At 42.7% G+C, this 25,154-nt stretch carries 15 protein-coding genes; 14 read left to right on the top strand and 1 reads right to left on the bottom strand.

What is annotated here, in order from left to right; all coding sequences use genetic code 11:
* Positions 1-26: 26 nt before the first annotated feature.
* Positions 27-1,058: a GntR family transcriptional regulator gene (locus QJ048_RS15190; RefSeq protein ID WP_282335243.1), complete on the bottom strand. Its 1,032-nt coding sequence runs from the start codon at positions 1,056-1,058 to the stop codon at positions 27-29.
* 132 nt (positions 1,059-1,190) lie between these two features.
* Between QJ048_RS15190 and rhaT the strand changes: the two genes are divergently transcribed.
* From rhaT to QJ048_RS15120, 14 genes are all read left to right on the top strand, one after another.
* Positions 1,191-2,246: an L-rhamnose/proton symporter RhaT gene (rhaT, locus tag QJ048_RS15185; RefSeq protein WP_282335242.1), complete on the top strand. Its 1,056-nt coding sequence runs from the start codon at positions 1,191-1,193 to the stop codon at positions 2,244-2,246.
* Between the two features lie 31 nt (positions 2,247-2,277).
* Positions 2,278-4,392: a bifunctional aldolase/short-chain dehydrogenase gene (locus QJ048_RS15180; protein ID WP_282335241.1), complete on the top strand. Its 2,115-nt coding sequence runs from the start codon at positions 2,278-2,280 to the stop codon at positions 4,390-4,392.
* A gap of 88 nt (positions 4,393-4,480) precedes the next feature.
* Entirely contained in the window at positions 4,481-4,795 is a 315-nt protein-coding gene (gene rhaM, locus QJ048_RS15175) for an L-rhamnose mutarotase (protein WP_282335240.1), read from the top strand.
* Positions 4,796-5,057: 262 nt separating this feature from the next.
* Positions 5,058-6,332, top strand: coding sequence for a sugar isomerase (locus QJ048_RS15170; protein ID WP_282335239.1), 1,275 nt, complete (start codon positions 5,058-5,060; stop codon positions 6,330-6,332).
* Positions 6,333-6,480: 148 nt separating this feature from the next.
* A complete protein-coding gene (locus QJ048_RS15165) occupies positions 6,481-7,863 on the top strand; it encodes an FGGY-family carbohydrate kinase (protein ID WP_282335238.1) in 1,383 nt (460 codons plus the stop codon).
* Positions 7,860-8,594 carry a (Fe-S)-binding protein gene (locus QJ048_RS15160; protein WP_282335237.1) on the top strand — a complete coding sequence of 245 codons (735 nt, stop codon included), beginning with the start codon at positions 7,860-7,862 and terminating at the stop codon, positions 8,592-8,594. The genes QJ048_RS15165 and QJ048_RS15160 overlap by 4 nt, the downstream gene beginning before the upstream one ends.
* Position 8,595: 1 nt before the next feature.
* A complete protein-coding gene (locus tag QJ048_RS15155; protein ID WP_282335236.1) occupies positions 8,596-9,966 on the top strand; it encodes a lactate utilization protein B in 1,371 nt (456 codons plus the stop codon).
* 127 nt (positions 9,967-10,093) lie between these two features.
* Positions 10,094-10,684: a LutC/YkgG family protein gene (locus tag QJ048_RS15150; protein WP_282335235.1), complete on the top strand. Its 591-nt coding sequence runs from the start codon at positions 10,094-10,096 to the stop codon at positions 10,682-10,684.
* Positions 10,685-11,054: 370 nt separating this feature from the next.
* Positions 11,055-14,303, top strand: a complete 3,249-nt coding sequence (locus QJ048_RS15145; RefSeq protein ID WP_282335234.1) for a SusC/RagA family TonB-linked outer membrane protein — start codon at positions 11,055-11,057, stop codon at positions 14,301-14,303.
* An 18-nt stretch (positions 14,304-14,321) separates the two neighbouring features.
* Positions 14,322-16,193 carry a RagB/SusD family nutrient uptake outer membrane protein gene (locus QJ048_RS15140; RefSeq protein WP_282335233.1) on the top strand — a complete coding sequence of 624 codons (1,872 nt, stop codon included), beginning with the start codon at positions 14,322-14,324 and terminating at the stop codon, positions 16,191-16,193.
* A gap of 109 nt (positions 16,194-16,302) precedes the next feature.
* A complete protein-coding gene (locus QJ048_RS15135; RefSeq protein ID WP_282335232.1) occupies positions 16,303-17,952 on the top strand; it encodes a hypothetical protein in 1,650 nt (549 codons plus the stop codon).
* A gap of 268 nt (positions 17,953-18,220) precedes the next feature.
* A complete protein-coding gene (locus QJ048_RS15130; RefSeq protein WP_282335231.1) occupies positions 18,221-19,585 on the top strand; it encodes a pectate lyase family protein in 1,365 nt (454 codons plus the stop codon).
* A 401-nt stretch (positions 19,586-19,986) separates the two neighbouring features.
* The gene (locus QJ048_RS15125) at positions 19,987-21,468 is read left to right on the top strand and encodes a glycoside hydrolase family 28 protein (protein WP_282335230.1); all 1,482 of its coding nucleotides are present in this window, start codon (positions 19,987-19,989) and stop codon (positions 21,466-21,468) included.
* 436 nt (positions 21,469-21,904) lie between these two features.
* Complete coding sequence (locus QJ048_RS15120; protein ID WP_282335228.1) at positions 21,905-25,147, top strand: SusC/RagA family TonB-linked outer membrane protein; 3,243 nt, start codon at positions 21,905-21,907, stop codon at positions 25,145-25,147.
* Positions 25,148-25,154: the final 7 nt, after the last annotated feature.

Below are 25,154 nucleotides of genomic sequence, written 5' to 3'. Positions count from 1 at the left end.
CAGCGTCATCTGTGTGCTATCTCTCTCTACAATGAACTTCTCGGCGTTAGATAGAAAGGAACATCTATGTGCTTAAACGAATTCGTCAGTATCAATTCTGCCGCCAATTCGCCCATCTTTTTAAAGTCTGTAGAAATGGTAGTGAGCCCGTTCAGGATGAGTTTTTTTAATGGCGTTTCGTTGTAAGAAATAATGCCCACATCTTCGCCTACAACAAGGTTTTGCGCAATGATCTTTTCTAACAGAATTACCAAATCATTTTCACGAAGATTAATGTAAATACTGCCCGGTGAAATAGATTCCTGCTCGATGTTCGAAATGATCTCATAGTTAAACGCATAGTCCTGGCAAAAGCGCTTAAAACCCTGCAGGATTTCGTCAGGATAATAAGTGTTCTCCGGAAAAATGATCTTGATACTTTTGTATTTCTGTAATTTATCCTTCGCTTGTTCTAATGCCGTATAAATGTCTTCTTCAAAGTTTTCGTACACGCCGCGGTAGGTGCCCGTTACGCCTTGCAGCCGTTTGTCAAGTAATACCAATTTTTCTTTAGGCAACGTGTTTAACACCTCATGCACATTTTCCCAACGTTCCCTGAAATGCGGAAGAATAACAAAGTGCGTGTACTCGTCAGGGCGGCGGGTTAATATATTCTTGAACAAACTAAAGTCACTGTTGTAAATGTAGAAGTCAATGTTAGCATGCTCACCAATCGTATCCACAAAAGAATCGTAAATGATTTTCTTGTGTTCACTCAGTTTGTTGAACAATAATAGTATTGTGAACTTCTGCTCGAACTGTGTGTTCTGCACAAAATAACCCTTACCGGGAACCGAAGAAAGAATACCCAGAGACCTTAGATATTTATAACCCTTTTCCGCAGTATCTCTCGAAATTTCAAACTCAAAGCTTATTTCGTTTATAGAAGGCAGTACATCATTCTTTTGAATTTTACCCGCTGCAATAGCTTTAATAATGGAGTTGGCTAGCTGGAGGTATTTAGGCGTAGCGGAGTAAACGTCTATAAATAAATGCTGCGTAATAGGGACTTGCTTCATGCGGTGCCTGTAGTAATTTGGTTATTGTTCAAACCTACGAAATTGTGAACCATGACAGTGCATGATGGATAAAAAATCATAACTTTTTACTTTTATTGAATTATTGTTTAGCCATATAAAAGACCAACTGCCATGGGAGTTATTCTCGGAGTAATTTTTCACTTTATCGGAGGATTTGCATCAGGAAGTTTTTACATACCCTATAAAAAAGTAAGAGGCTGGGCCTGGGAAAGCTATTGGATCGTAGGAGGACTTTTTTCCTGGCTCATCGTACCACCATTAGCTGCATGGCTAACGGTTCCTGGTTTTTCAGAAATTATCAAGTACTCGCCGTCACACATTTTGTGGATCACTTTTTTCTTCGGCATTTTGTGGGGCATCGGCGGTTTGACATACGGGTTGGGTGTGCGCTATTTGGGCGTGTCGCTTGGTAGCAGCATTATCCTGGGATTATGCTCTGTATTCGGTTCACTCATTCCTTCTATTTATTACGATCTCTATCCAAAAGCAGGTAAAGAATCTTTCTCAGACATGCTGCATAGCAACTGGGGAAAAATGGTATTGCTGGGTATACTTGTTTGTACCATCGGTATCATTATCTGCGGTAGAGCTGGCGTGTTGAAAGAGAAGGAGTTGTCGCAAAAAGAAGTAACAGAAGCGAACAAAGAATTTAAAATAGGACTGGGACTTTTTGTGGCGATTGTGTCGGGTGTGTTGAGCGCATGTTTTAACTTTGGGTTAGAAGCAGGAAAGTCAATGGCCGAGGAAGCCGTTAGACAAGGAATGAATCCTCTCTATCAAAATAACGTTGTGTATGTTGTGTTGCTTTGGGGCGGACTTACTACCAACTTCATTTGGTGCATGATCCTGAATGCACGCAACAAAACATTCGGTGACTATAGGAATCAACAGGCACCCTTATTAAAAAACTACATTTTTTCCGCACTGGCAGGCATCACCTGGTTCTTACAGTTCTTCTTCTATGGAATGGGAGAAAGTAAACTTGGTAATGGAGCAAGCTCCTGGATCCTGCACATGGCATTCATTATACTCGTTGCTAACTTGTGGGGACTGGTTTTGAAGGAATGGAAAGGAGTTAGTAAAAAAACATTATCAACCGTATTGGCGGGCATTTTGATATTGATCGTTTCGATTTTAGTAGTGGGTTACGGAAACTCACTCAAGTAAAACAATAATTGATTTTATAAACCTAATGAATATGTCGGTTACAACAACATTCAAACATGTGAGCTATTTATGGGATGAAGAAAAAGCAGCAGCACTTGCTGGTGACGAAGTGGGTCTGCTTATTTACAGGTCTAATTTGTTGGGGGCAGATTTGCGCCTGACGAATTATGGCGGAGGTAATACATCCTGTAAAGTTTTTTCAAAAGATCCATTGACGGGTGAAGAAACGGAAGTAATGTGGGTGAAAGGTTCGGGTGGTGATTTGGGCACGTTGAAAAGAAGCGGTCTGGCTGCTTTGTATGTTGACCGTTTACGCAGACTGAAGTCAGTGTATCGCGGTATTGAGCATGAAGATGAAATGGTTGAATTATTCAATCACTCCATATTCGATTTGAATTCAAAAGCACCTTCTATCGATACGCCTTTGCATGGATTTTTACCATTCAAACATATTGATCACTTACATCCTGATGCAGCTATTGCGATTGCTGCAGCGAAAGACGGCAAACGCATCACTCAGGAATTGTTTGGCGGCACGATCGGTTGGGTAGAATGGCAGCGTCCCGGATTTGATCTTGGTTTGAAATTGCGCCAGTGCCTGGATGAAAATCCTGGTATCCGCGGAATAATGCTGGGTTCACATGGTTTATTTACATGGGGCGACACAGCTTACGAAAGCTATATCAACACACTCGAAGTAATTGAGCAATGTTCTGCTTTTATAGAAGAACAATCAAAAAATAAACAGGCATTTGGTGGAGCTAAAATTTCTTCTTTACCAAAAGAAGAGAGAGTAAAACAAGCGTCTGCATTGGCTCCTGTGTTGCGTGGGTTCTGCTCAAGCAGCCTCAAAATGGTGGGTCACTTTACCGATGATGAAAAAGTTTTGCAATTCATCAACTCTAAAGATCTTGACAGACTTGCTCCAATGGGCACAAGCTGTCCTGACCACTTCCTGCGCACAAAGATCAGTCCGTTGGTATTGTCATTGACACCAGGCGAAGACTTGTCTGACGTACAGGCTATCAAAGAAAAACTGGCTCCGCAATTTGAAGCCTATCGCAAAATGTATACAGAGTATTACAACTCTTGTAAACATCCGAACAGCCCTGCAATACGTGATGCAAACCCTGTGGTAATTCTGTACCCTGGTGTGGGTATGTTTACTTTCTCAAAAGATAAACAAACTGCAAGAGTAGCGGCTGAGTTTTACATCAACGCGATCAATGTAATGCGCGGTGCAGAAGCTATTTCAGAATATACTTCTTTACCAAGACAAGAAGCTTTCAATATTGAATACTGGTTGTTGGAAGAAGCGAAATTGCAGCGTATGCCAAAACCAAAAGCATTATCTGGCAGGATCGCATTGATTACCGGAAGTGCTGGTGGGATAGGTAAAGCAATCGCACAGAAATTTGCTGATGAAGGTGCTTGTGTAGTGATCAACGATAACGACGCGTCAAGACTGGAAACAGCGAAAGAGTTCTTCCAGAAAAAATATGGTAAGGATGTTTTCACCGGCGTAGTGCTGGATGTAACAAGCAGCAAAGATATCAACGCTGCGTATGATGCTGCAGCATTGGCTTTCGGTGGTGTTGACATCGTTGTGAACTGTGCAGGTTTGTCTATCTCAAAACCATTGGAAGAGCATACAGAAAAAGATTGGGATCTGTTATATGATGTATTGGTGAAAGGTCAGTTCCTCGTAACACAGGCTGGCGTTAACACTATGCGCAAACAAGATATTGGTGGTGATGTATTGAACATCGTTAGTAAAAATGCTTTGATGAGCGGCCCGAACAATGCAGGCTACGGTTCTGCAAAAGCGGCTCAAATGCATCTTAGCAGATTGAACGCAGCTGAATTGGGTAAAGACAGAATTCGTGTGAACGTTGTAAACCCCGATGCAGTTATTTCCGACAGTAAAATATGGGAAGGTGCATGGGCAGAAGGAAGAGCGAAAGCATACGGCGTAAAGGTGGAAGAGCTTCCTGCTTACTATGCAAAAAGAACTTTGTTGAATGAGATCATTCTGCCTGAAGACATAGCAAATGCGTGTTTCGTATTTGTGGGCGGATTGCTCAATAAATCAACAGGCAATGTACTGAATGTAGACGGTGGCGTTGCTACAGCATTCGTACGATAAAAAGCGTTTGTTTTTTCGGTTCATATAGTAAATGTTGGGTAGGTTGGTGGCCCATGCGGTCATCAACCTTTTTTTCTAAATTACAGGCATGAAGAAACGTGCGTTCAAAATGCAATTGTTCGATGGTTTCGTGAGTGAATACAAAAAGCGCCACGATGAGCTCTGGCCCGAGCTTGAACAATTGTTAAAGGAAACAGGCATTCACGAGTATTCAATCTTCCTTGATGAAGAGACGAATGCTCTATTTGGCGTTATGGACGTTGAAGACGAAACCCTGCTTGACAAGTTGCCGGAACATCCTGTAATGCAGAAATGGTGGAAGTATATGGGTGATATCATGGAGTCGAATCCAGATAATTCACCGGTGAGTGTGGGGTTGAAGGAAATGTTTTACCTCAAGTAGAGACGCATGAAAATGCGTCTTATGTGAATTAATAATTAATAATTAAGAATTAATAGAGGCAGTTCGAAACAAATTCATGATTCACGATAGATCTAAGAGTTTTTTTGGGGACCAAACGACAGTGCTACTACAGGGCTTTTCTTGCGTCGCACACTTGTACTTTTAGTTCTTTATTCGGCGTAGGTTGATTGTGTTAAATTGCGGTTGACCATTCACGAATTTTCAAATTTTCAAATTTTCAAATTTCAAATTTTCTCTTGCCATGCAAATTGAAAAATATAAAATAGCAGATAACAACGATAAGCAAATTGCCGCACACAAAAGAGCGTTTGGCTTTGTTTCAGAAGGAGTGAGCAACGTAGAAGAAATGTTGCAAAAGTTGAAAGACTTCCAGGTGGCAATTCCAAGCTGGGCGCTGGGTACAGGCGGTACACGTTTTGGCCGTTTTTCTGGTGGTGGTGAGCCTCGCAACCTCGAGGAAAAAATAGAAGACATTGGTTTGTTGCATGCGCTTAACCAATCGAGCGGTGCTATTTCATTACATATTCCATGGGACATTCCTGAGAACTACGCCAACATAAAAGCATTGGCTGCGCAAAATGGTTTGCGTTTCGATGCCATGAATTCTAACACATTCCAGGATCAGCCGGGACAGGAGCACAGCTATAAATTCGGTTCGTTGCAGCACGTGGATAAAGCCGTGCGTCAGCAAGCTATTGACCATAACATCGAAGTGATCAGACATGGTATTGAATTGGGTTCTGATTCATTAACTGTTTGGTTGGCTGATGGTTCTTCTTTTCCTGGTCAGCTAAATTTCCGCAAGGCACACCAACACACATTGGAAGGCTTGCAGGAAATCTATAAAGCATTGCCCGATAACTGGAAAATGTTTGTAGAGTACAAAGCGTTTGAGCCAAACTTCTACTCAATGACAGTAGGAGATTGGGGCCAATCATTTTTGTATGCAAACAAACTGGGCGACAAAGCATACACATTGGTTGACTTGGGACACCATTTGCCAAATGCCAACATCGAGCAGATTGTTGCGCTGTTGCTGGGCGAAGGCAAGCTCGGTGGTTTCCATTTCAACGATTCAAAATATGGAGATGATGATTTAACGGTAGGCAGCATTAATCCTTACCAGTTGTTCCTCATCTTTAATGAACTGGTAGAAGGTATGGATGCAAGAGGCATGAATCACGCAACCGGTTTAGGTTGGATGATCGATGCTTCGCACAACATCAAAGATCCGTTGGAAGATCTTTTGCAGTCTGTAGAGGCGATCAAGATTGCTTATGCACAGGCTTTGCTGGTTGATACCAAAGCATTACAACAAGCGCAAGCGGATAACGATATTGTAAAAGCACAGGAAATATTGCAAGGTGCTTATCGCACGGATGTACGTCCGCTGGTAGCAGAAGCGAGATTGCGTTCCGGTGGAGCGTTGAACCCATTGTCTGTGTACCGCAGCGAAAAAGTAAGAGAACAATTGATTAAAAGCCGCGGCCAGAAAGCTGTGTCGACCGGCCTGTAAATTATAAACTATTGGTGCGGGTTCCGGTAGAGACAAGGCACTGCCTTGTCTCCTGATGCACCCCGATCGTGCGATGCACCCCGATGATGCAAGAAAAGACAAGGCAGTGCCTTGTCTCTACGGTTCACATTCAAAACTCACAACATAAATGTCCTCTGTCATTGCCATATTCGACGTCGGTAAAACAAACAAGAAGCTTTTCCTTTTTGATGAGCAATACAATATTGTGTTTGAAAAATCGGCGAAGTTTACCGAGACGACGGACGAAGACGGCGATATTTGCGAAAACCTGGAAAGTCTTCGCCTGAGCGTGTTTGATTCATTGAGAGAAGTGTTTGGAAAGAAAGAGTTTGATATTAAAGCAATCAACTTCTCCACTTACGGTGCGAGCTTTGTGTACATCGATGAGGACGGCCAGCCGTTAACGCCTTTGTACAATTACCTGAAAAAATATCCCGAATCACTCAGCGAACCGTTTTATGAAAAATATGGCGGCGAAAAGAAATTTTCGCTGGAAACGGCATCGCCGGTTTTAGGCAGTTTGAACAGCGGTATGCAATTGTATCGCATCAAGCAGGAGAAGCCGGAGATATTCGCACAAATGAAGTATGCGCTGCATTTACCGCAATACATGAGTTATTTGATCTCAGGCATAGCACACACTGATATTACGAGTATTGGTTGCCATACAGCGCTATGGAACTTTGAAAAAAATGACTATCACGAATGGGTGAAACGCGAAGGACTGATTGATAAATTAGCTCCGCTCATTTCATCGGACGTTGTCGTTCCTTCAACATTTCCCGGCAATACATACTCGGTAGGCGTAGGCTTGCATGACAGCTCTGCTGCGTTGATTCCTTACCTCGTGAGTTTTCATGAGCCCTTTATTCTAATATCAACCGGCACATGGTGCATCAGCATGAATCCCTTTAACGACGAGCCTTTGACGAGCGGGGAATTGGAGCTGGATTGCCTGTGCTACATGACATACCAGGGCAAACCGGTGAAGGCTTCAAGACTGTTTGCAGGTTACGAACATGAGCAACAGGTAAAAAGAATTGCCGATCATTTTAATACACACACGGCCAAGTACAGGAGCGTTCCTTACGATGCCGACATCATTGCTTCACTAAAAAAGAAAGATCAGCTTTCAAAAAAACAAGTGGAGGCAGGCAAATTACATGAGTCTATTTTTGCACAAAGAAACTTAAGTAGCTTCGCCAATGATGTAGAAGCTTATCACCAGTTATTGCTCGATATTATCGAACAACAGTATTTAATTACCCGCCTCGTGTTAAATGATTCGGTGAAACGTATTTTTGTTGACGGAGGCTTTAGTAAAAATGCTATTTATATGAATTTGCTGGCAGCTTATTTCCCCGGGCTAGAAGTGTTTGCAGCCTCTATGGCGCAGGCAACGGCGGTGGGTACGGCGCTTTCCATTCATACAAAGTGGAACACCAAAGCATTGCCCAACGACATTATTGAATTGAAATATTATGCGTCCGCGCATCCGTCCATAGTATGAAAGTAGGTTTGTTTATTCCCTGTTATGTAGATCAATTCTATCCTAACGCAGCCATAGCTACGCTGCAGTTGCTTGAAAAATTCGGTGTTGAAGTAACATATCCGTTGAGTCAAACCTGTTGTGGCCAGCCGATGGCAAACTCAGGTTACGAGCATTTGACCAAAGGTTGCAACGAACTCTTCATTAAAAATTTTGAACCATTCGATTATATAGTCGCACCTTCGGGCAGTTGCGTATTGCATGTTCGCGAGCATTTGCACGATCCCGCAAATGAAGAAGCCGCAACGGTTTTGCGACATAAGGTGTACGAACTCACATCTTTCCTCACAGATATTTTGCAGGTAAAAGAACTGAATGCACGTTTTCCGCATAGGGTAGGCATGCACCAGAGTTGCCACGGACAAAGAGGTTTAAAGCTTGCGCAAATGAGCGAATTGGTAGCGGAACCTTTTTCCAAACCGGGCTCATTGTTGAAAATGGTGAAGGATATTGATTTGATAGATCTTGGGAGAGTAGACGAATGCTGTGGTTTCGGCGGAACATTTTGTGTAACAGAAGAAGCTGTCTCGGCGAAAATGGGAAAGGACAGAGTAGCGGATCATCTGCACCATGGTGCAGAATACATTACCGGCGTTGACATGTCTTGTCTCATGCATATGGAAGGCATACTGAATCGTGCGGGCAGCAAAGTAAAAGTAATTCACATCGCAGAAATATTAAACGCACAGTAAAATGCACGAGTCTACAAAAGATCACGCTGCATTGGCGGCGGAGTTTAATAAAGATGAACAGCGTGTCAACTGGCACGACGAAACGCTTTGGTGGATACGCCAGAAGCGCGACAAAAATGTACACCAGTTGCCCGAGTGGGAAGCATTGAGAGAGGCAGCTTCGCAAATAAAATTCAACGTGCTGTCTAACCTGCACGACTATCTGTTGCAGTTTGAAAAAAATGCTACTGCCAACGGAGTGCATGTGCATTGGGCAGCTGATGCAAAAGAGCATAACGAAATAGTACATCGCTTGTTGACGGAACATAAAGTTGACAGGATGGTGAAAAGCAAATCGATGCTCACTGAGGAATGCGGATTAAATGAATACCTTGCGGAGCACGGCATTGAAGTGATTGACTCCGATCTTGGTGAACGTATTGTGCAGTTGGCAAAAGAGCCACCAAGCCACATCGTGTTGCCTTGCATTCATAAAAAGAAAGAAGAAATTGGCGACCTGTTTCATAAATATTTGGGCACACCGGCAAACGTTGCTGATCCGCAAATCTTAACAGAAGCGGCGCGACAACATTTGCGTGATGTGTTTCTCACAAGAAGAGCGGCGCTAACTGGCGTTAATTTTGCGGTAGCAGAAACCGGCGAATTCGTTGTTTGTACAAATGAAGGCAATGCCGACATGGGCGCACATCTTGCTGATGTACACATCGCAAGCATGGGCATTGAAAAACTAATTCCGGAAAGAAAACATCTTGGTGTTTTTCTGCGCCTGCTTACACGCAGTGCAACGGGGCAGCCGATTACAACCTATAGCAGTCATTTCAAAAAGCCACGTAAAGAAACGCCCATTCACATTATTCTTGTTGACAATGGAAGAAGCGTACAGCTTGGCAGGAAAGAGTTCCGCAATTCGTTGAAATGCATTCGCTGTGGTGCGTGTATGAATACTTGTCCCGTTTATAGAAGAAGTGGCGGCCACAGTTACCATACTGCAGTTGCGGGTCCTATCGGTTCTATTTTGGCACCGAATCTTGACATGAAAAAGTACAAGGACCTTCCATTTGCGTCTACGCTGTGTGGCTCTTGTTCCAATGTTTGCCCGGTTAAAATTGACATTCACGATCAGCTGTACAAGTGGAGACAGGAATTGGTGAAAGAGGGATATACGCCTGCGGCAAAAACGATCAGCATGAAGTTGATGGCCCAAACATTGTCATCACCAACATTATACAACGCTGCAGGAAAATCAGGCAGATTTGTGTTGAAGCATATGCCATTTTTGGTAAGCAATAAATTGAATCCCTGGTACAAGGAGCGTGAAATGCCCGAGGCACCGAAGGAATCTTTTAGAGAGTGGTACAAGAAGAACAATTAATAATTAATAATTAAAAATTAATAGGGCAACAACGGGATTGAATGTCGCACGCGTAGGGGCGAATCGCATTCGCCCCTACGCAGCCAACGGAATTCAAGAATGCACGAAACGACGAACATTTAAAAAAATGAACAGCAGAGACAAAATATTATCAGCCATCGCAGCAAACCAGCCCGAAAGAACGGCATTGGCGGATATTTCTGGGTTTAAAGGTGCTGAGGAAAATTTGCAAAACAAATACGCCGCGGTGCTTACAGCCATCGGCGGCAGGATATATTTTGTGAAAGATGAAAATGAAATCGCTGCTACCATTGCTGCTCAGTTTCCAGAGGCAAAGCGCATCATCAACCTCGTTGACAATTTGTCCATCGGGAACTTCGAAACAGTCATTTCAGATCCTGAAATACACAATCTGAAAAATGTTGACCTCGCCATCATCAAAGCAAAATTTGCAGTAGCCGAAAACGGCGCCGTTTGGATCACTGAAAAAGAAGTGCAGCCTCGCGTATTGCCTTTCATCTGCGAACACCTGGCAGTTGTAATAACCGACGGAATAATTTTCCCTACCATGCACGAAGCCTATCAAAAAATCGCCACTTTGGAAGAATATGGCTACGGCAGTTTCATCGCCGGCCCGTCCAAAACCGCAGATATTGAACAATCCCTTGTCATTGGTGCCCATGGCCCGAGGAGCATGAGTGTTTTTGTAAAGGTGTAAGATGTTGTAGATGAGGCGTCGAATGTACAAAGTACGACGTATTGCGTACAAACGCCTTCAGAGCGATCTGTAAACTGAATTTCGTACACCTTTCACCGCACATCCCAAACTATTTATTGCCGGTATTTTTGTAAAAGAAATATTTTTTTACCCGCTAATCAACCCACATAATATTAAGTGTATTGGCATCGATTGCGTAAATAAAGAATTCTTAAAATTTTTCTAATCCGCAGGATCGTGGTATGATTGTCAAGTATTTGAACGATCGCATTGCCAAGAGTGAAAAAATCATCTCATTTTGTTCTAATTATTCCTGTCAGGAGGTCCTTCGTATACGCCCAGTAACCCATTTACTCAATCACACTGCTATATGAAACGATCATTACTTAGCCTATTCGTGTCGTTATTGATTACGATCGTGGCAACGGCGCAAACCACCCAGATCAAAGGAAAAGTGGTGGACGGCGACGGCGCGCCGGTTCGCGGAGCCAGCGTTGTTATCGACAAGTCCAACAAAGGAGTATCAACCACAGACGATGGATCTTTCTCGATCCCTGTTAAGGATGCCTCACAGGTAGTTAATCTCACCATCACCAGTAAAGGTTTTAAAACAATCAGGACCGCAGCAAAGCCTGGCGTAATTGCCAGCATCACCATGGAGAAAGAAATTTCCAACATGGATGAAGTGGTTGTCGTTGGTTACCAAACCATGAAAAGGAGGGACCTGACTTCTTCCGTTTCGTCTGTTACATCCAAGGACCTGAGAGATGTGCCTGTAAGTACAGCTGCGGAAGCTGTAACCGGCCGTTTGGCAGGCGTACAGGTAACTACAACCGAAGGTCAGCCAGGTGCGACTATCCTTATTCGCGTACGCGGAGGCGGATCACTTACACAGGACAACTCACCGCTTTACATTGTGGACGGAATTCAGGTAGAAAATGCCCTTTCATTACTCGCGCCATCTGAAATTGCAAGCGTGGACGTTTTGAAAGATGCGTCTGCAACTGCTATTTACGGTGCCCGCGGTGCAAACGGTGTGGTGTTGATCACTACCAAGAGTGGTAAAGTAGGAAAGGCAAAAGTGATATACGATGGTACGTTCGGTGTAAGAAACATCGCCAACACATTGGATGTTATGAATCCTTACGATTTCGTAAACTATCAATCCGAATTATACAAAACCATGTATAACGGAACTTCTGATTCAACGAAGTTCGCCACTAAATACGGCCAGTTTGCAGACATGGACCTTTACCACCAAATGCCAATGGTAAACTGGCAGGACCAGGTGTTCGGCCGCAATGCAATGGCGCAAAACAATACGATCAACGTAACGGGAGGTGTTAAAGGAACTACTTACTCCCTGACGCTGAACAATAACAGAGAAGACGCGATCATGCTGGGTTCGGGCTTTAAGCGTAACATGGCTTCCTTCAGACTTGACAATGCATTGTCCGACAAGATAAAAATGGGTTTCAATATCCGCTACAGTTCACAACAAGTAGATGGTGGCGGTACTTCCAATACGGGCAGCCAGGGAAATAACAAGTTGAGAAACATAGTGAAATACCAACCGTATCAGTCAGAAACAACTTTTGATCCGGATGTCGTGCTCGATCCGACAACATATAACAGTTCTGCTATTGTTAACCCGATTGTGTTTGTAAACGACGACGTAAGACACCAGAAACAAAACACTATCGTTGTGGACGGTTATGCAAGCTGGCAGATAGTAAAAAATCTTACTTTCAAAACGACAATTGGTGCCACACGTGCGGATAGTGCTACTAATTTGTACTCCGGCGTATCAACGTACATCGCGAGACAGTATGGAAACATGCCGGCTGCTACAATGGGAACTTCGTACTCAACTTCGCTGAACAATTCCAACACTTTGGCTTATACCAATACATTCAAAAACAAACATAGCCTGAACGTATTGCTGGGTGAGGAAACCTACCAGGTTAAGTACAATTCTTTCAGCGCAACCAATTATTGGTATCCTGCAGAAATGAAGGCAGACCAGGTGTTCGCACAGTTTCAATCTTCGCAGCCTCCTACAGCGGCAAGCGTTCAGCCTACTCCAACGTCTTTCCAAACGCAGGCTCAATTGCTGTCTTTCTTTGGTCGTGCTAATTATTCTTATGATGGCAAATACATAGCGACAGTATCAATGCGTGCTGATGGCTCTTCAAAATTTGCTGACGGACACCGCTGGGGTTATTTCCCTTCTGCATCTGTTGCATGGCGCTTATCACAGGAGAAATTCATGCAGGGTGTAATTGGCGGGGGTAATGTCGTAAGTGACATCAAAGTGCGTGCAAGCTACGGAACGGCCGGTAACAATAGAATTTCAGATAATTGGTGGAGGCAAACATTTGGAAACTCTTTGACTGAGGGATATGGTTATAGTGTAGGTGCAACAAGTCCGGGATTAACTTCCGGAAGCCTTGCAAACAGCAACCTGAAATGGGAAACAACGGTTTCGAGAAACCTTGGTCTGGACTTCGCGTTCATGCATAACAGGTTGACTGCCTCAATTGATGGTTATACGAATCAGACAAACGACCTGCTACTATTGGCAGATGTTCCGCCAACAAGCGGCTATACAAAACAGCTTCAGAACGCAGGTAAAATTCAAAATAAAGGTATAGAGCTGCAACTTAGCGGACAGATCATCAACAAGAGAGATTTCACGTGGACGGCGAATTTCAACATCGCCCGCAACTGGAACAAAGTTATTGATCTCGGCATTGATCCTACAGGACACCCAAGACAATCTTACCAGGTTCAGTCCGGTTGGGTAAATCAGATGTATGATTTTTATGTTCAGTTAGGTAAACCTGTAGGTCAGTTTTATGGATATGTAACAGACGGATATTACACTACTAACGATTTCTCCGGCTATGACGCTGCTAAAAAAACATTTATTTTAAAGCAAGGAGTAGCAGATGATAAAGAGGTTGCTTTGGGTGGTAAAAACATTGAACCAGGGATGTTGAAGCTGAAAAACTTAGGCGGAGACAGTGTGGTTAGAAGAGATGAAGATGAACAAGTATTAGGCAATGCGCAACCAATATTTACCGGCGGTTTCAATAACCAGTTTACCTACAAAGGATTTGACCTGAGCATTTTCATGAACTTCGTGTATGGTAACAAAGAGTATAACGCAAACAAACTGGAATTTACAACGACATATCAATACACAGATAATAACCTGTTGAACGTTGTAAAGGATCGCTACAGAATATACGATGAAGCCGGAAACAAAGTAACCGATTTCAAACAATTGGATGCGATGAATCAAAATGCAAAAATATGGACACCTTCAAGGGGTAACTATTTCCTGCATTCTTACGGCATAGAAGACGGTTCTTTCCTTCGTATCAACAACGTCACATTGGGTTACACACTTCCTGCAAACTTGTTGGCTAAGACTAAATTCATTTCGAAAGTGAGAATTTATGCTACAGTAAATAATCTGTACACGTTTACCAACTATTCAGGATTCGACCCCGAAGCCAGCACAAGGAGAGCAACTCCGGAAACACCGGGTGTGGACTATGCAACATATCCACGCAGCAGATTTTATCTCGGAGGTTTGAGCGTAACTTTTTAACAGCTAAAGAAAATTGTAATGAAACTTAATATCATCAAAATATTACCACTATCAATGATCGCCTTGGGCGCATTGGTACTACCATCCTGCAAGAAATATCTTGATACGGATCTTCTTTCCAGTATGTCAACAGATGCTGTGTTCAGTAGTGTCACCAATACGCAATCAGCTATCAACGGTGTTTATAATCAGTTGACCGGTGACCAGGCTTATGGCATACGTTTGAGCCTGTATTTTGCACAGTCGGCTGACGACTTTAAAACCTCAGGTTCCAAGGATGGCGGTCGTCGCGACTTCAGCATGTTTTGCGTGAACCCGGCGAATACAGAACTTGCTAACCCGTTCAATAATTTGTTTGCAGGAATAGAAAGAGCAAACATTTGCATCAAGTACATTCCGAAATCAGATCTCTATACAAAAGGAAATGCGACACAGCAAACCAGCATGAAGAAAATGTATGGTGAAGCTTTGACACTGCGTTCAATGTTCATTCTCGAAGTTTTGAGAAACTGGGGAGATGCACCGGTTTCGCTTATTCCTTCTTCAGATGTTACTAATTTGTACATTCCAAATATCAGCAGGGATTCATTATACGATCACGTGTTGAATGATCTTAAAACTGCGGAAGACTTAGTTCCATGGCGTTCAGAAACCGGCGATCCGGCTACGAAAATTTCGAAAGCCGTGGTGAAGGCGATGCGTGCAAGAATCGCGTTGTATCGCGGAGGATTTTCATTGCGTGGCGATTCAAAACAAATGGAACGCAGAAGCGATTATAAAACCTATTACCAGATCGCAATGGATGAGTGCAAGGACATTATCCAGAAAAACGAAAACGGTTTGAACGCAAGCTATGAGAACCTGTTCAAATCATTGCATACATCTTCCAACAGTTATGTTGCAGATAATGCAAATGAAATGATGTGGGTAGTAGGCGCTTCTACTGCCGGCGGTTTGGCAAATACAGATACCAAACTCGGTTATTACAATGGCATCAAATCTGCCAGTACAACGTATGGTACAGGTGGAGGCGGTATCACTGCCATTCCAACTTATTTTTATGAATTCGATTCAATTGGTGATGCTCGTCGCGATGTAACACTGGCTTATATTCAAATAGACAACAAAGATCAAAAGACTTTGCAGGCTGCTGATGCGATGGCAGACGGTAAGTTCAGAAGAAACTGGACCAACAACAGCACAGCTCAATATATGGAAATTCAATGGCCGTTGGTGCGCTTTGCAGACGTATTGCTGATGTATGCAGAAGCAGACAATGAAATAAACGGTGCTCCATCTTCTGCTGCTCAAAATGCATTGAAGAGAGTAAGAGACAGGGCCTATGCGGGTTATCTCGATCGTGAGCCTGCAATGCCAACCAGCCACGATGGATTTTTCAATGCACTAGTACAAGAGCGCTTGCTGGAATTTGGTGGAGAAGGTATTCGCAAATATGACCTGATAAGATGGAACCTGATTGGAACCAAGATCAACGAGACTAGAGCGAAGTTGACACAATTTGCAGATACAACCGGAACAGGCGCCGGCCGCTATTCAAATGTTCCAATGGTGATATATGCAAAAACAAATGCGTTCCTTAATGCAGCTATTCCTCAGGAAATGTCATCGCTTATTCTTGCGACAGATGCGGTAGGCGGCACTGGTCCTGTTGCTAAAGTATATTTTACGCCATCCCCTGTCACCACTGCTCCAACAGGTTATACTGCATACAACTGGAGAAAACAGATCAAAGTGGCAACATACCTGAATGATGCGAACCAGGGATATGCGTATTATTTCAAATCGAATTTCAGCGAATTGCTGCCGTTCCCGAATACAGCGATCAATACGAATTTTAATCTGGTACAAAACCCGTATTATGGACAGTAGGAAAAATTGAAAGTTGAAAGTTGAGAATTGTTGACGCCCAATTTTGAACAGTCAGTATTTCTCACAACTATTAGCAAACAACTGTTTTTTCCTAACAAAAAACTGAAACATGAAACAAAGAATATTTAACCTTCTATATATCACTATAATAGCTTTTGCTGTTGTAAGCCTGGCATCGTGCGATAAGACCGGTGGTTTTCAGGACCCCTCATTTTCACGCATGTTCATGCCTAACTCCGCATTGAAAGCCACCACGGATGCCACTTCGGCTACGTTGTCATGGGGAACTTCATTGTACAATGATACTGCAGCAAACAAAATTTACTACGTCCTGCAAATAGCAACGGACGCGGCTTTTACCAATATTGTTCGCACTGATACAACAACAGCTCTTAGCAAAAAATACACAGATGCAGATCTGCTCGTGAAGAAGGATTACTATGCCCAGGTGAAAGTGCGTGGTGTAAATGGTGCAGGAGATTCACAGTGGTTAAAAGGGAATAAATTTTCAATTCTCGGAGAGAATCTTTTCATTGCGCCTTTAGCCGGAGATATTCAATATTATACAGCTATACTGCGTTGGAGACACCAGGATGGGTTAACAAAAGTGACTATCACCGTTAACGGTGCGTCCGCTGATTCTCTCATCTCTGCAGATACTTTACTGTTGAAAAAATTAACGCCAAACACTACTTACACTGCTGAGTTATTCAAAGGAGCGACTAGCAAGGGAACAATGACCTTTACAACAAAAGATGCAGGTATGTTCACCAAGATTATTGATCCAACTGCGAACCTGATTACAGAAATTAACGGAGCACTTGATGGTGCTGTACTTGGTTTGACCGATGGTACTTACGATTGCGGTGGTTTGAACCCGACCCTTCTTCTAAAGAATATCACGATTGCCTCTGTTACAGGCGATCCTACAAAAACGCTCATCGTTAACACAAAAGAAATTATTCTGAAAGGGAATGGAGCCGGTTTAACCATCTCCGGTGTTACGTTTGACGGTACTACTAACAACGGTTGGGTTGGAGCATCTTATTTTGTTGTATTGAATGGGCAGGTTAATACAGGTGATGCCACGACTTTCAAACAGTTCACAGCTGACAACTGTATTATTAATTTGAAGAGCGGTGCAACAACCTTTTTGAGAGGAAGCTACGGTACAGCCGCTAACGATCACAAGATTGGGAACATTAAAATCAACAATTGTGTTGCGAACGTGGGCGTTACCGGTTCTCAAAACTATGGTGGTATCATGTGCGATAAATTGCAGTTCGACAGTGTGATTATTACCAAATCAACTCTTTATAATATTGCCCGTGGCATTATAGGCTACACTGCCAAGATGAATGCACGTTCAGGTACATCGGTTACTATACCGGTGGTTAAAATTGATCAGTGCACTTTCAACAGTTTTGGCCAGCAGGCTAAAGCCGCTGTGTTTGATGGCAATACAGATGTAGCCAACCAGGTAAATTTCTTTTTGACAAACTCTATAATGGCTAACACGCCGGATGCTTTGGCTGCAACAACTGTAAACGCGAATGCGTTTGTTGGCTATGCCAGCAACGTTTATACACTGACGAATAATTTTGTCTATAATTGTATGACTGCTGCATCTGGCGGCACTGCCATTATTTGGCCGGGCACTGCGCCAACAACTGTTACATTGCCATGGACAACATCAACAACAAACTTTGCGTTGCCAGCAAGTGTTCCGAACAACGGTGACCCAAGATGGTACCATTAGTCAGGAATTAGGAATTGGAAACTCATTTTTTTGAGCCAGGCGATAGAATAAGAATTGAGCTTTGGTTGCGTCGCACACTTGTACAGTTGTATTTCTGTGCGGCGCTTGATATACGACATTGACGAAGTTTTTCAACTGAGGGAATGATTGAGCGTAAACATTCAGTATTCAATTATTCAGTTACTCAGTTATTAAGTTTTAACCCCTTAACCCCTATATCCTAATGCCCTCTACTTACTTTTTTGTAGGTTTATAAAAACATTTAGGGATGATCCGTAAACAAATGATGCTGCTGCTTGCCTCGGCCGTTTTAACGGCCGTTGCATGTACAGCTCAACAGGCAGCAGTTTCAACAACAGGCAGAGCAATTGCATTTCCGGGAGCGGAGGGCTTTGGCAAATACACGACAGGTGGTCGTGGCGGCAAGGTGTGGATCGTTACCAATCTCAACGATGCAGGCCCCGGCAGTTTGCGTGAGGCAGTCGAAGCAAAAGGGCCGCGCATGATTGTGTTTGCAGTCTCCGGCACAATCGAACTTGCGTCAAAACTCGACGTCAAAAATGGCGATGTAACCATTGCCGGACAATCTGCGCCGGGCGATGGCATCTGTCTTAAAAATTATACTTTCGTTATAGAAGCCGATAACGTAATCGTTCGTTACATGCGGTCACGACTTGGTGCAGAAAAGCATCAGGAAGACGATGCGATGGGCGGCACAAGGCAGCGTAGCAACATCATCATTGACCATTGCTCTGCAAGCTGGTCGGTTGATGAAACAGCTTCGTTTTATCACAACAGAAACTTCACCATGCAATGGTGCATCGTTGCCGAAAGCCTGAACAATTCTGTACACTCCAAAGGCGAGCATGGCTATGGCGGCATATGGGGTGGAGAAAGCGCAACATTTCATCACAATTTATTGGCAGATCATAAAAGCCGCAACCCACGTTTCAGTGGTTCGGCCACAACACCCAATCAACCAGATGAACTTGTTGATTTCCGGAACAACGTAATTTTTAACTGGGGAGAAAACAGTACGTACGGCGGCGAAAAAGGTTCGTATAATATGGTTTGCAATTATTACAAACCTGGCCCTGCAACAAAGAGAAAGACCGCTGATAGAATTGTTGAACCGTGGAGCCCACTTGGTAAGTTCTATGTTTTCGGCAATGTGGTTGAAGGAAATTCTTCTGTTTCTATTGACAACTGGAACGGCGGCGTACAAACGGCTGACCCGGATTCCGCTAAGGCCTTTGCTCCTTTTGAAGTAGAAAAAATACAATACACTTCAGCAAAGGATGCCTACACTGCAGTACTGAAATATGCAGGAGCAAACAAGTTCCGTGATGCCGCAGATCAACGCGTTATAGAGCAGGCGAGAACCGGCAAAGCAATCACCGGAAAAAACAGAAACGGCATTATTGATTCTCCTGCTGATGTTGGCGGCTGGCCAGAATTACGTTCACTTCCTGCTCCAGCAGACTCCGATAAAGACGGCATGCCAGACGAATGGGAAACCGCCCACGGCTTAAATCCTGCCAATGCAAGTGATGCCGCAGCTTATACGGTTGATAAGCAATACACAAATTTGGAAGTGTATTTGAATGAGCTGGTTGCAGCGGTTAATAACTGAATAACTCAATAACTGAGTAACTGAATAACTGAGAGTTTCTTACGCCCAATGCAGTTTGCATAGCCTTAGGTTATTGCATAGTGCATTGGGCGTTCTGCATTTGGTATTATGCGTTGGGCACCAAAAACTACGCCAACGATTGCGTGTTATTGCAGTACCGGCGTTTTTAAAAAAGATGAAAAGAATTACTACCGCTGAATGGAGCGTCGCAATGCCAGTAAAATCAAGCCTCTTCAGTTGATCACCCAAAAAATAGTTTCCATTTTTTCAAGTGAGGGATTTGTTGAAAAGATGAAAAAAACGGTGCTTCAATATTACATTTTTGCAAAGGATTGTGTTTTTTCCTTTGCCGCTTCAGAATTTTTCTACAGATATTTGTCGCAATTAAATTTAAGCTTGATATGAAATTTTTAAGGCTTACAATTGTTCTTGGTGCAATGTCGCTGTGTATGTCCGCTTTCGCACAGGATAAAGACATGACGTGGTATGTGAAAAATGCGCCATTCGCTATGCCGCAAACGGTCATTCCTTCATTTCCTTCTAAGACGTTTAATATTGTTGACTACGGCGGTGTAAATGACGGACACTCGCTGAATACACAAGCTTTCGATAAAGTGATAACGGCTTGTTCGCAAGCGGGTGGCGGTCGTGTTATTATACCGCCTGGTGTTTGGCTCACCGCGCCAATTCAGTTAAAGAGCAATGTTGATCTTCATGTAATGCGCGGTGCCATTGTATTATTTACACCCGACAGAAATTTGTTTCCGATGATAAAGTCGGGCAGTGGCTACATGGTGCAACCGCCTGTGTATGGCGCTAACCTGGAAAATGTTGCCATTACGGGCGAAGGTATTTTCGACGGTTCCGGTGAATCATGGAGACCACTGAAAAAATCAAAAGCCACGGAAGCGCAATGGAAACAATGGAACAAAACCGGCGTTGTAAGTAAAGACGGCAGTGTTTGGTGGCCAAGCAAAGAAGCCATGAATGGAGAGGAATATCTGAAAACATTGAAAGGAAAGAAAGATGCAACTGAAGCAGACTATTTGCCGGCAAAGGATTTCCTGCGTCCAAAGCTCGTTGTTATAACCGGTAGCAAAAACGTGTTGATCGACGGGCCAACTTTTAAGAACTCTCCAAACTTTGTATTGAATCCACAAAACTGTGTAAACCTTACTATTCGCAACATCCAGGTGAATAATGAATGGTGGGCGCAAAACGGTGACGGCATTGATATAAGCGCAAGTAAGAATGTAGTGATATACAAATGCACTGTCAATGCAGGCGATGACGGCATTTGCATGAAATCGAGCGGAGGAAAAAATGGTGAGGCACAATTGCAAAACGTTGTGATAGCTGATTGCATTGTGTATCATGCGCACGGTGGTTTTGTAATTGGAAGTAACACAGATGGAGGAATGAAAAACGTATTTGTGAGTAACTGTAATTTTATTGGAACAGACATTGGCATCCGTGTGAAAAGCAATGCCGGTCGCGGTGGACTGGTGCGTGACATTTATATCGACAATATTTTTATGCACGACATTCAGGATGAAGCGATCTTATTTGATACCTATTATGACAATGTGGGAGCAGGGCAGGACAAAGAAAAAGTGAAGAATGTTGCAACCGATAAGGTGCCGGAATTTTGTAATTTTTACATAAGCAATGTCGTTTGCAATAAAGCTGAAACTGCATTCAGCATTACAGGACTACCAGAAATGCCTGTCCACAACCTCGAATTCAAAAACGTTGTTATTTCGGCCAAAGATGGTTTTGTATCGAAAGATGCAAGTAATATCAGTCTGAAAAATGTGAAGATCATCACCGATGCCAATCCCGTTTTTAAAACAGTAAGTTCAAAAAATATCAATGTGCAGTAAAGTGATTTAGCAGATCGTTTTACTAACACTGTACTTGTTTAAAGGGGCTTGACAAATTATTTCCGACGGCTTCGTTGCTTCGTCGGCTTAATTTGTCAGGCTTTTTTTTATTTATACCATTACGGAATTTTATTGACAATCGATTTCAAAAAAAGTCAAATTTATTACGTCCTGTGTAATGTTTTCCGCTATTATGACGTAGATGCATCGCCCATATTGACCTTGCTCAGGATTAAAAAAAAAGAGAACGATTGCGTAAAAAAAGAGGTTGCAATTTTTTTTTTTGAAAGAATATGTCGGTAAGATTGTTCAGGTTTTTAATACTACACTTTTAAAATAAAAAATCGATCGCCTGATCCGTTTTTTATGACCTGAGTCACCTCCATTGTTGCCTTTTACCAGCATTCATCAAGTTTAATTACTAATACCAAGCCGTATGAAGCGACTACTATTTTCTCTACTATTACTATTGTCAATTACTGCTGTTGCAGTTGGTCAATCTACTCAGCTCAAAGGCAGAATTGTTGATGTTGACGGAAAGCCTGTTCAAGGGGCCAGCATCTTTATTGACAAAACCCAAACAGGCGTTTCTTCGGGAGAAGACGGCACGTTTGTTATTCCTGTCAAAGATGCCTCTAAAACGTATAGCATCAATGTTTCAAGTAAAGGATTTAAATCTGCTACTAATTCCGTTAAAGTGGGCGTTCCCGCAAACGTAGTATTGGAAAAAGAGGTTTCCAATATGGATGAGGTAGTGGTAATTGGATATGGTACGGCAAAGAAAAAAGACCTCACCGGTTCTGTATCTGCGATCACCGGAAAGGAACTTTTAAAAGCACCTGTTACCAATATTGCAGAGGCCATGACCGGTAAGATGGCAGGCGTTCAGGTTACCACTACAGAAGGTTCTCCGGATGCGGACATCAAAATACGCGTTCGTGGCGGTGGTTCTGTTTCCCAGGATAACTCTCCGCTATACGTTGTTGATGGATTTCCCGTGAATAGCATCAACAACATATCGCCATCGGATATTCAGTCGATGACAATTCTGAAAGATGCGGCATCAACTGCAATCTATGGTGCGAGAGGTGCGAACGGTGTAGTGCTGATCACAACAAAAGATGCGAAAGCCGGTAAAACAACTGTTAGCGCTAATGCTTACTGGGGCGTGAAAAAACTTACAAAAGAGTTAAATGTGCTCAGCCCTTATGAGTACGTAAGGTATCAATATGAATTGGATCCTACTTACTCAACCACTACAACGCCAACAACGTTTACAAATAATTACGGCGCGTTCAGCGATTTGGATATTTATAAATCTCAAAGCGGTACAGACTTCCAAAAAGAAGTTTTTGGAAGAACTGGTTTTCAGCAATATTACAATGTGGGAGTTACAGGTGGTACCAAGTCAACAAAATACAATGTTGGTCTGACCCGCAATGATGAAAAAAGCATAATGATTGGTTCAGGGTATGAGCGCAATAATCTTAGCTTCAAACTTCAAAGCGATATTTCTGACAAGTTAACATTTGACTTCATAAACAGAACCAACTACACCGTCATTACCGGAGCAGGAGTTAACACCGGCAGTGGTGCAAATACACGTCTGAGAAATTCAGTAAAATATGCGCCGACGAAAGGCTTAAAGGGTTTTGCCGGTGTTAGCGATGATGATGATATGAATAGTCCTGAATCATTGAGTCTGCTGTACAATCCTGTAGAATCAGCAAATGACGAGTATAAAAAGCAATATCAGTTTGCTAGTAATTTTAACTCAAGTTTGAGTTGGAAGATTATCAAGGGGCTGACATTTAAAACATTACTTGGTTATGAATTTCAGAATCAGAAAGTCAATAATGTTTGGGGCCCTGCAACTCCTGATGCGAAAACGCTGGGTGGTCAACCTATTGGAAGAATTGCAAATTCTTCTGGCTACACATGGATAAACTCGAATACTTTAACTATTGATCCTAAGTTAAAAAGTGGACATACGTTAAATGTAGTGTTGGGGCAAGAGATAACTACATTATCAGCTACCAGGAGTGTAACAAACGAATCACGCTTCTTCCCGAAAGATTGGAGTGCTGATATGGTGTTGGCCAATATGCAGTTTGGAACTGCCATTCCAACTAAGACTTATGATGACATTCCCAATAGGATGAGTTCATTTTTCGGCCGCGCCAACTATTCATATCTGGGCCGGTACCTTGCCACTGTAACATTTCGTGAAGATGGTTCCAGCAAATTTGCCGGTGGTAACAGGTGGGGCTTTTTTCCTTCACTGGCGCTTGCATGGAGAGTATCTGACGAGAAATTCATGGAGCCGGAATCAAAATGGCTAAATAGTTTAAAAGTCAGAGCAAGCGTAGGTACAGCCGGTAATAACAGAATTCCTGACAATTTATATAAACAAACGCTTATTGCTGAAGGTGGCGATAAGTACTATATGCCTAACGAAACACCTGGTACGGGAGTCATTCCCTCAACAATTCTTTATAACCCTGATTTGAAGTGGGAAACTACGCTCACACGAAATGTTGGATTGGACTTTGGTGTGCTTAATAACAAATTATCCGGTACACTGGATTTTTACTGGAACACTACACATGATCTGCTCGTACAGTCTCCGATAGCAGAAAATTCAGGGTATTTGTACCAGATCAAGAACGTCGGTCAAACCTCCAACAGAGGTATTGAGCTGACATTAAATGGCCAGATCGTAAGCACCAAAGACTTTTCTTTGAATGCAGGTTTCAATATTAGTTTCAACAAAAACAAAGTGGATAGATTTCCAAATGGCAATGTTAACTTCAAAACCTACAATTCGGGATGGAATGGTACTGCCTCACCACTTGAGGATTACATTGTCAAAGAGGGACAGCCAATTGGTGAAATGTACGGATACATAACTGAGGGAATGTACACTTTCGATGACTTTACATTTGATGGTAGCAAGAAAAACTGGGTGATCAATAAAGGTGTTGCCAGCGATAACTCCCTAATCACTACTTCTAATGGATATTTTGGCCCCGGCACTCTTAAGTTAAGGGATTTGAATGACGATGGTGTAATTGACGAAAAAGATAAAACAGTTATCGGGCACGCATTGCCGACACATACTGGTGGTTTTAATCTTACCGGTCAATACAAAAACTTTGATTTCTCTGCATTTTTCAATTGGTCATATGGCAACGATATATACAATGCCAACAAAATAGATTTTACTTCTTATTTGCTAACACGCAAATATCAAAATCTTACTACAGACATGGATCTTGCTCACAGGTTTACTACGATTGATCCGGAAACAGGTTACAATGTTTACTCCGGCAAGGACGCAGATCCTGCGAGACTACAGGAAATAAATAAGAATGCTACTATCTGGCACCCAATGATGACCAGTGGCGTATTTCATTCATGGGCAGTTGAAGATGGTTCCTTCTTGCGCCTGAATACAGCTACAATAGGATACTCACTTCCTAAAGCTGCATTGCGTCGTGCAAAATTTCAAAGCATAAGAGTGTATGTAACCGGATATAATCTCTACAATTTTACGAAGTATTCCGGCTTTGATCCTGAAGTTGATACAAGAAGATCAACTCCGTTAACGCCTGGAGTAGATTACTCTGCATATCCTAAAAGTCGCTCATTTGTTGGTGGTTTGAATATTACATTTTAAATAAGCC

The sequence above is a fragment of the Pinibacter soli genome (genome assembly GCF_029961145.1).
Taxonomy (GTDB): Bacteria; Bacteroidota; Bacteroidia; order Chitinophagales; family Chitinophagaceae; genus Pinibacter; species Pinibacter soli.
Note: the sequence above shows the minus strand (reverse complement) of the source record. Positions and strands in the feature narration are given on the sequence as shown.